This window comes from Massilia sp. Root418, assembly GCF_001425265.1.
Classification (GTDB): Bacteria; Pseudomonadota; Gammaproteobacteria; order Burkholderiales; family Burkholderiaceae_D; genus Rugamonas.
Genome location: NZ_LMEC01000015.1, coordinates 1 through 2,513, shown reverse-complemented (window position 1 = coordinate 2,513; position 2,513 = coordinate 1). Strand labels below are relative to the sequence as shown.

Sequence of the window (2,513 nt, the reverse complement as noted above, 5' to 3'; positions counted from 1 at the left end):
GCGATCAGGTCGGACGTTTCCAGCGCGGCCACTTGCGCGGTCTTCAGCGCRGCGATGTCGGCGCTTTCCAGCGAGATGATCTGGCTGGTGCCCAGCGCTACCACCTGGCTGGTGCCCAGCGCGGCCACCTGGCCCGAGGTCAGGCCGACGATCTGGCCGGTGGCCAGCGCGGCTACCTGGCTGGTGCCCAGCGCGGCGATCTGCGCGGTTTTCATGGCGGCCAGATCGGTGGTTTCGATGGCGATGATCTGGCTGGTGCCCAGCNGCGCGGCTACCTGGCTGGTGCCCAGCGCGGCGATCTGCGCGGTTTTCATGGCGGCCAGATCGGTGGTTTCGATGGCGATGATCTGGCTGGTGCCCAGCACGCCGATCTGGGTGGTGCCCAGCGCAGTCACCTGGCCCGCCTTCAATGCGGCAACCTGGCTGGTGCCCAGCGCGATGACCTGGCTGGTGCCCAGCGCGGCGATGCCGGCGGTGCTGACTGCCTGCACCTGGCTGGTAGTCAGCGCGATCAGGTCGGAGGTTTCCAGCGCGGCCACTTGCACGGTCTTCAGTGCGGCCACGTCGGAGGTTTCCAGCACAATGATCTGGCTGGTGCCCAGTGCCTGGACCGCGCTGGTGCCCAGCGAGGCCACCTGGGCCGACGTCAGCGCCACGACCTGGCCGGTGGCCAGCGCGGCAACCTGGCTGGTGCCCAGCGCGCCGATCTGCGCCGTTTTCATGGCCAGCACGTCGGAAGTTTCAATGGCAATGACCTGGCTGGTGCCCAGGGCAGCGATCTGGCTGGTGCCCAGTGCGGCGACCTGGCCCGACTTCAGCGCGGCAACCTGGCTGGTGCCCAGCGCGATAACCTGGCTGGTGCCCAGCGCGGCCACGCCGGCCGTGCTCAGCGCCTGGACCTGGCTGGTGCTCAGTGCGGACAAGTCGGAGGTTTCCAGCGCGGCGACCTGTGCGGTCTTCAGCACGGCCACGTCGGCAGTTTCAATGGCGATAATCTGGCTGGTGCCCAGCGCGACGATCTGGCTGGTGCCCAGTGCGGCGACCTGGCCCGACTTCAGGGCGGCAACCTGGCTGGTGCCGAGGGCGACGATCTGGCTGGTGCCCAGCGAGGCAATGCCGCCGGTGCTTAGCGCCTGCACCTGGCTGGTGCCCAGCGCGGACAGGTCGGACGTCTCCAAGGCGGCCACTTGAACGGTCTTGAGCGCAGCGATGTCGGCCGTTTCGAGCACGATGATCTGGCTGGTGCCCAGCGCCTGGATCGCGCTGCTGCCCAGCGAGGCGACTTGCGCCGTACCGAAGGACACTACCTGGCCGGTGGTCAGCGCGGCGACCTGGCTGGTGCCCAGGGCGCTGATTTGCGCCGTTTTCATGGCGGCCACGTCGGTGGTTTCAATGGCGATGAGCTGGCTGGTGCCCAAGGCGGCGACCTGGCTGGTGCCCAGTGCGGCAACCTGGCCCGACTTCAGCGCGGCAACCTGGCTGGTGCCCAGCGCGATGACCTGGCTGGTGCCCAGCGCGGCCACGCCGCCCGTGCTCAGCGCCTGCACCTGGCTGGTGGCCAGGGCGGCTACGTCTGACGTTTCCAGCGCCGCGACCTGCACGGTCTTGAGCGCTGCCACGTCGGTGGTTTCAATGGCGATAATCTGGCTGGTGCCCAGGGCCTGGATCTGGCTCGTGCTCAGCACGGCGACATGGCCCGACTTCAGGGCCGCCACCTGGCTGGTGCCCAGCGCGCTGATCTGGCTGGTGCCCAGCGCGGCAATGGCGGCGGTGCGGATGGCCTGCACGTCGGTGGTCTGGATGGCAATGATCTGGCTGGTGCCCAGTGCCGATACTTGCGTGGTCGACAGCGTCGCCACATGGGTGGAGCTCAGCGCTTCCACCTGGGTGGTGGTGAGCGCGCCGATGGAGGACGTCAACAACGCCGCCACCTGGCCGCTTTGCAGCGCGCCGATCTGGCCCGTGGTCAGAACTTGCACCTGGCTGGTGCTCAACTCGGCAATCTCAGCCGTGGCCAGCGAGGCTACCTGCGTGGTCGTCAAGGCGACGATCTGGCTGGTGGTCAAGCTTGTGATGATGGTCATTTCCGTTCTCCTAGAACCGCATCGGATTTTTAAAAGTGTTGAAGTTAGGCAATTCTAGCCTAAATGTGCTACATCAATGTGACGAACAACTGGGTTTATTGCCTTCTTGCACAGGTTTCAAATTCACCCGGTGCAGACAAAAACGGCGACAGGTTGACCTGTCGCCGTTTCTTGCTCACATCAGCTCAGCTGGTGACTTACTTCCCAATCGCAAGGAAGCCATTGCTGGAGGTACCCGGCAGGCCGTGGGTGTTGCTCTGGCCCGGCGCCGCCAGGTCCTTGGCATCGCCGCTGGCCAGCGGGCCCTGCGCATCGAACTGCTTGAGCGCGGAGACCATGCGGTCCACTCCGGCCAGCGTGTGGCTGGCCTGGCTGGCGGCGACCGACTGCGGCGCCTCCAGGTTCAGACCGCCCGCACCCGGCACTGCC

2 protein-coding genes and 1 pseudogene are annotated in these 2,513 nt (G+C 66.6%); all 3 read right to left on the bottom strand.

Going from position 1 to position 2,513, the window contains the following annotated elements; all coding sequences use genetic code 11:
- Positions 1–264 (bottom strand): annotated as a pseudogene (locus ASC94_RS34260) (hypothetical protein); the annotation flags it as partial.
- 1 nt (position 265) lies between these two features.
- On the bottom strand, positions 266–2,084 hold a 1,819-nt coding region (locus ASC94_RS34255; RefSeq protein WP_373888113.1), incomplete at its 3' end, for a beta strand repeat-containing protein.
- Between the two features lie 197 nt (positions 2,085–2,281).
- On the bottom strand, positions 2,282–2,513 hold a 232-nt coding region (locus tag ASC94_RS33000), incomplete at its 5' end, for a hypothetical protein (RefSeq protein ID WP_162251414.1).